Origin of the sequence: Bacillus sp. FSL R9-9530 (assembly GCF_038008145.1) — a bacterium.
Lineage (GTDB): Bacteria > Bacillota > Bacilli > Bacillales > Bacillaceae_G > Bacillus_A > Bacillus_A mycoides.
On the sequence record NZ_JBBOYO010000002.1, the window covers coordinates 1 to 6,355 of the forward strand.

The window sequence follows — 6,355 nt, forward strand, 5'->3', positions numbered from 1 at the left end:
CTAAAGTAATAGTAACAGTATGTCCAAGATTTATAGATTCATTACAATTGTCCTTAAGTTTTTGCACCAGAACCCATATCTGTTCCACCTTTCACGCCTCGTTATATTTTTATCCTATACAATGAAACTCTCTTTTTCCTTATCCATTCCTTACAAATTCCTTACGCTCAAAGTAGATTCTATTTATTAATATTAATTAAAATCTGCGATACGATTCAATCTTAATTTAGTTGTTTTACAGAGATATTTCCGGTTTTCAGAAATAATAATCGGAATATTCATTGTTTTCTATATTATTTTTAGAAAATAATCCCATTAATAGGAGTGTTATGATTTAATTGTTAGTCAATATCTCATTTTTAGAACGTTAGTGTCTTTGAGAGAGTCTAAGCAAGCCATTGATTTCATTACCATCACAAACGAACTGCAAAAAAAGAATAGGATTGAAGAGGCGGGAGAAGTCTCGTATCCCACTCAATTAGCTTCTATCGTCCCTATTTAGTAAACTTAAGGAGCTCGTTTTTATGAAAACTACCGAATCAAAAAGTCTATGGAGAAATACAATTTATTTACAAGTTTTCTCTGCATATTCACTGCTTATGCTCGGAGTATTTATTGACATGTTAGCCATTATGACCATTGTTAGTTTTGAATGGGAAGTAGACCCCACCATGATTGGATTAATTCCCGTTGCGTATGCACTTCCTGGAATTATATTTAGTTCATGGGCAGGCGTGATTGCTGATCGCTATAGAAAAATTCCAATTATGATGTTTTGTAACCTAATGGTTGGTTTATTAACAATTGTTCTTTTATTTGTCCAAAATATTCATTGGCTTTTGTTAGCATTAATGGTTCGGTCCATTTTCACCGTTTTTTATTATCCTGCACAGCAAACACTAACACGACAGATTGTTTCTCCTAATCTACTTACCAAAGCGGTAAGTATCAATGGGATAGTTGAGCAAGGTACCAAGATACTAGGGCCACTTATAGGGGGAATGTTACTGAGCTGGTTTCAGCCAGAGTTTTGTCTGATTATAAGGGCAATATGCTGTTTACTAGCTGCTCTGGTTCTGTTGCCCACAATAAGGTTACAGGAATCTCTGTCAAGAGAACGTATAGAAAAGAAAAAGCAAAGTACTTGGACTGCTTGGTTACAAGGTTGGGGTTATGTATTATCCAATCGGATGATATTATCAACCATGATTTTCTTTACAATAGCTATGGCAGTATTACAATTAGTAGACTCACAGTTCCCTACTTTATTTAAGAGCTTGTTCCCAAATGATAAGAGTAAAATGGGATACATCATTTCTATTATTGGTCTTGGGGGAATAATTGGCGCATTCTTAACTCAGAAATTAAAACATTTTCAATATGGTTGGGTAATATGTGGAGGTATTGCTTTAATGGGAATTGGCTTCGGGGGAATTAGTCTGATAACTCTGATAAGTCCTGATGGATCCCTCATTTTTGCCTATCTGATCAGTTTTATAGCTGGTATTGGAAGTGGACTTATGTTTGTATCCAATCAAGTCATTCTACAAATAGAATCTCATCAAGAACAGGTCGGAAGAGTATTTGGGATTCAAAGCAGTTTAGCAAATGCAGTCCTCATTATTTCTCCTGCTATGAGCGGTCCACTGGTTCACTTTTTCGGAGTAATTGAACTCTATTTTTATGTGGGTATTGGGCTCATCATCATTGGAGTAATTGGGGTTTCACTACAGAAATATTTATGGGTTACACATAAACAAGAACCTATAAGAGTAAATAATTTTTGAAGGGAAGATTTTTTATGGCCATTGAGGAATGTTATCCGTTAAGTCATCCACAAAGGAGAATATGGTATACAGAAGTTATTCATTCCGGTAAAGGGATATGTAATTTAAGATTTTTGTTTAAACTTCATAGAAAAATGGATTATTCAAAATTAAACCGAGTTGTGAATCGTGTTATTAGTGAAAATGATGGTCTTTGCATCAGACTAAAAGAAAATGGGCATCAGGAACCTGAACAATATTTTGTTAAACATGAAGAACAAGAATTTGAGTTTTTCGATTTTAGTTCCGTGGAAGATCCAGATTTGCTGGAGAAATGGATTGAGCAGAAAACACAAGAAACGTTTACATTATTTAATTCTGATTTATACTATTTTGCTTTAATAAAATTAAACGATAATGAGTGTGCAGTCTTTGGGAATGTTCATCACATTATCATGGATGGTTTATCAATCCAAATTTTTACTAGTCAGATTGCTAAATATTATTATGAGATTCATAGCGAGACTGACGAAGCCGTACTTAGAAATTCATATGTTAAATTTCTGATCAATGAACAAACATACTTGAATGGTAGTCGCTTTCAAAAAGATCGAAAATTCTGGTTAGAAGAATTCAAAACACTGCCATCTGTGACGGGGTTGAAGTCCTATAATGCGTACCAAGTTAGTACGAGAGCATCACGCGAGACGTTTATATTATCAGAGTATTTGAAGAGAAAGATAGAGAAATTTTCTGAAAATTTTAAAATTAGTGTATATACTCTTTTTGTAGCTGCGTTTTCGTTGTCGATTTATCGGTGGACCTCGTCGCTTGATATTGCATTAGGAATGGCTTATGGCAATCGTATGACAAAAATGGAGCGGGAATTAATTGGAATGATGGTGAGTACAGTTCCTCTAAGAATGGATATCGACCCTGAAGAAGAAGTACTTTCATTTATTGGTCGAGTGTCCAGAAAACAAAGTAAATCATTACGACATCAGAAATTTCCATTTGATTTGTTATTAAAGCAAATTAATAAAGAGAATAACAACAATGTGAGACTTTTCGGAACTACGATTGATTATAGAGATCGTGATGAAAGTGGTGACTCACTATGGATTCCAAACCATGAAGAGGTACAAGATTTTGCAGTGCATATTGAAAATTTAATTGATATAGACTCTTTACATGTACATATTGATTATCGTGAGGAGCTATTTTCTAGAGAAGAGATAAAACGTTTTTTTAACGTTATGTTAGCGATAATAGAAAACACTTTTGAAAACCCAAAGCAGAAGGTAGCTGAAATCGAAATCATTTCTGATGAGGATAAAAGAAGAAGTTTAGTAGAATTCAACAATCCTAATCTTGATTTTCCACCTCAAGTAACTATTCATACATTGTTCGAACAGCAAGCGATGATTTATCCAAACGCTATTGCAGTTACGTATGAAAAAGAAAAAGTTACTTATAGGGGGCTTAATGAACGTGCAAATCAGTTAGCTCATTATCTGCAGAAAAAAGGAGTAGGACCTGATACTTTAGTTGGACTGTGCGTTGAACGTTCTCTCGAAATGATTGTAGGTATTTTAGGGATTTTGAAGGCTGGTGGAGCTTATGTTCCACTTGATCCAACATATCCAGAGCAGCGACTTCAATATATTTTAGAGGATGCTAGCATTCAGTTATTCATAACACAAGAAAGTTTAAAAGAATTGAAATGGTTACCAGAAAATATTAAATCAATTTGCCTGGATCGTGAACGAGATGAGATCGAGCAAGAAAGTAAGACATTGCCGGTTTCTGATGTAAATGCTCAAAATCTAGCTTACGTAATCTATACTTCGGGATCAACAGGGAATCCAAAGGGCGTTATGATAGAGCATCACAATGTCATTCGTTTATTTAAATCGACGGATTGTTGGTATCAGTTTAATGACAATGATACTTGGACGCTTTTTCATTCTTATGCATTTGATTTCTCAGTATGGGAAATTTGGGGAGCGTTATTATATGGTGGGAAATTAGTTGTTGTTCCGTACTGGATTAGTCGATCGCCCAAAGATTTTTATCAATTGTTGGTAGATGAAGAAGTCACAGTTCTAAATCAAACACCTTCCGCATTTCGACAGTTAATACAGGTGTGTGAACAAGAAGATGAGAATAAAAACTTGCAGCTGCGTTATGTGATATTTGGTGGAGAAGTATTAGAACCTATTAGCTTGTTACCGTGGTTTCAAAGGTATGGGGAGAAAAAACCGCAGCTAATTAATATGTATGGAATTACAGAAACTACCGTTCATGTTACATATTATCCAATTACTCAAGATGATGTGCAGCATGCTTCAAGAAGTAATATCGGAAAGCGGATTCCAGATTTAGAAGTGTATATACTAGACACTTATCAACAACCTGTACCTATAGGTGTAGATGGTGAGCTTTATATTGGCGGGGCAGGGCTTGCACGTGGGTATTTAAATCGACCTGAATTAACTGCAGAGCGCTTTATACCTCATCCATTTAGTAGTGATCCGAAAGCAAGATTATATCGGACAGGAGACTTAGCAAGGTATTTGCCAGATGGGAATCTGGATTATCGTGGAAGAATTGATCATCAGGTCAAAATACGTGGTTTCCGAATTGAGATTGGGGAGATTGAGTCTACTTTAAATGCATATGCATCTATAAAAGAGGCTGTTGTAATTGTTAGAGAAGATCAACCGGGTGACAAACGATTAGTAGCATATGTTGTAGGAGATGGAAATGTAGGTGCGTGGCGAGAGTATCTTAAAGCAAAACTACCGAGCTATATGGTCCCTTCGAGATTTGTGACGATGGAAGCCATTCCACTAACAGCTAACGGTAAAGTTGATCGTGAGGTCTTACCTATGCCGGAGGAAGAGCAGACTAACAGTGAAGCTGTTGCTCCTCGGAATAGTAACGAAAAGATACTGGCTACCATCTGGAAGCAAGTATTAGGTGTTAAAAAGGTAGGAATCTATGATAATTTCTTTGAAATTGGTGGCGACTCGATTCTCAGCATTCAGATCATATCACAAACGAGTCAATCGGGATTAAAACTTACTCCAAAGCAAATGTTTGAATGCCCAACTATTGCTGAGTTGGCACAAGTGGTCACAGAAAATCAGGGCGTACAAGCGGAGCAGGGAGTTGTGACAGGAGATGTACCTCTTACTCCAATTCAGTACTGGTTCTGCGAGCAAGAACACCCACGTCCGGAGTATTGGAATCAATCGATGCTTTTAAGAGTAAGAGAGAGATTGGACATGGAGTTACTAGAGGGAGCTATATTAAACTTACTCAAACACCATGATGCTTTACGTTTCCGGTACGAACAGTTACCAAATGGAACATGGAGGCAGAGAAATGAGGGGATTGATGAGCAGTCTGTAATTCGTGTGGTAAAACGGCACAATGCTAATGAACAAGCGTGGAATCAAGTGATACAAGAAGAGATGAATATCGCACAATCTAGTTTCAATTTAGTTACAGGTCCGTTAATGAGAGTAGTTTATTTCGAGGATATGTTGAATGGGAACGATCGATTATTCTGGGTGATTCATCATTTAGTAGTAGATGGAGTATCATGGAGAATTCTATTGGAAGATTTACAGGCTGTATACAACCAGTTGAAACAAGGTCAGAGAGTTCGTTTACCTGCGAAAAGTACATCTTTTAAAGAGTGGTCGGAACGACTACAGACATACAGTGATTCTGGTATTTTAAAAGAAGCAAAAGATTATTGGAATAAACAGGAAGAAGAAGTGATGAAGATTCCGATGGACTACCCAATACAAGAAACAACAGAAGAATCCATTAATAAAGTGACAAGGACTTTAGGAGTAGAAGAAACCCATGCGCTTTTACAAGAAGTTCCGGTGACTCATAAGACAAGGATTAACGAGGTACTATTGACGGCGTTAGGACAAGCTATCGTCGATCGTACAAATCAGCAAACGGTTTCTATCCATCTAGAAGGACACGGGAGAGAAGAGATGATTGAAGGTATGGATCTATCACGGACAGTTGGCTGGTTCACGAGTATTTATCCTGTTCATCTTAATTTTCAAGGATCTACAACACCTATTGAAGGATTAAAGGCTGTAAAAGATCAATTGCGTCGAATTCCGAATCGTGGCGTTGATTATGGTATTTTACGTTACTTGAATAGAGAATTACTTCCGTTTTATCAGCAAAAACCTTCAATAAGCTTTAACTATTTGGGCCAATTTGATCAAGTGTTTTCTAAAGAATCTTTGTTTATGCAAGAGACAGGGTTTACATTTTTAGATCATGCACCAGATTCCAAACCATCTCATCTAATTGATGTTATCGGTATGGTAAAAGATGAGAAGTTACATTTTGTTTGGATGTATAGTAGAGAACAGTTTTCTAGATTAACAATTCAAGTGATAGCAGATGGTATGTTGAGGCATCTTCGTCAACTTATAAATAAACCAACAACTGAGTCTGCTTTTACAGTATCAGATTTTGCTGATGCAGAGGACCTTACGGAAGAAAGCTTGAGTAAAGTATTACTTAAATTAAAAAAGAAGAGGGTGTAA

3 protein-coding genes are annotated in these 6,355 nt (G+C 36.4%); all 3 read left to right on the forward strand.

Going from position 1 to position 6,355, the window contains the following annotated elements; genetic code table 11:
• Positions 1 to 355: 355 nt before the first annotated feature.
• From MKX66_RS30950 to MKX66_RS27905, 3 genes are read left to right on the forward strand one after another with little or no spacing between them, the layout of a single operon-like run.
• Positions 356 to 502 carry a DnaB-like helicase N-terminal domain-containing protein gene (locus MKX66_RS30950; protein ID WP_080784409.1) on the forward strand — a complete coding sequence of 49 codons (147 nt, stop codon included), beginning with the start codon at positions 356 to 358 and terminating at the stop codon, positions 500 to 502.
• A 22-nt stretch (positions 503 to 524) separates the two neighbouring features.
• Positions 525 to 1,787 carry an MFS transporter gene (locus MKX66_RS27900; RefSeq protein ID WP_044438583.1) on the forward strand — a complete coding sequence of 421 codons (1,263 nt, stop codon included), beginning with the start codon at positions 525 to 527 and terminating at the stop codon, positions 1,785 to 1,787.
• A 14-nt stretch (positions 1,788 to 1,801) separates the two neighbouring features.
• Positions 1,802 to 6,355: an amino acid adenylation domain-containing protein gene (locus MKX66_RS27905; protein WP_341087707.1), complete on the forward strand. Its 4,554-nt coding sequence runs from the start codon at positions 1,802 to 1,804 to the stop codon at positions 6,353 to 6,355.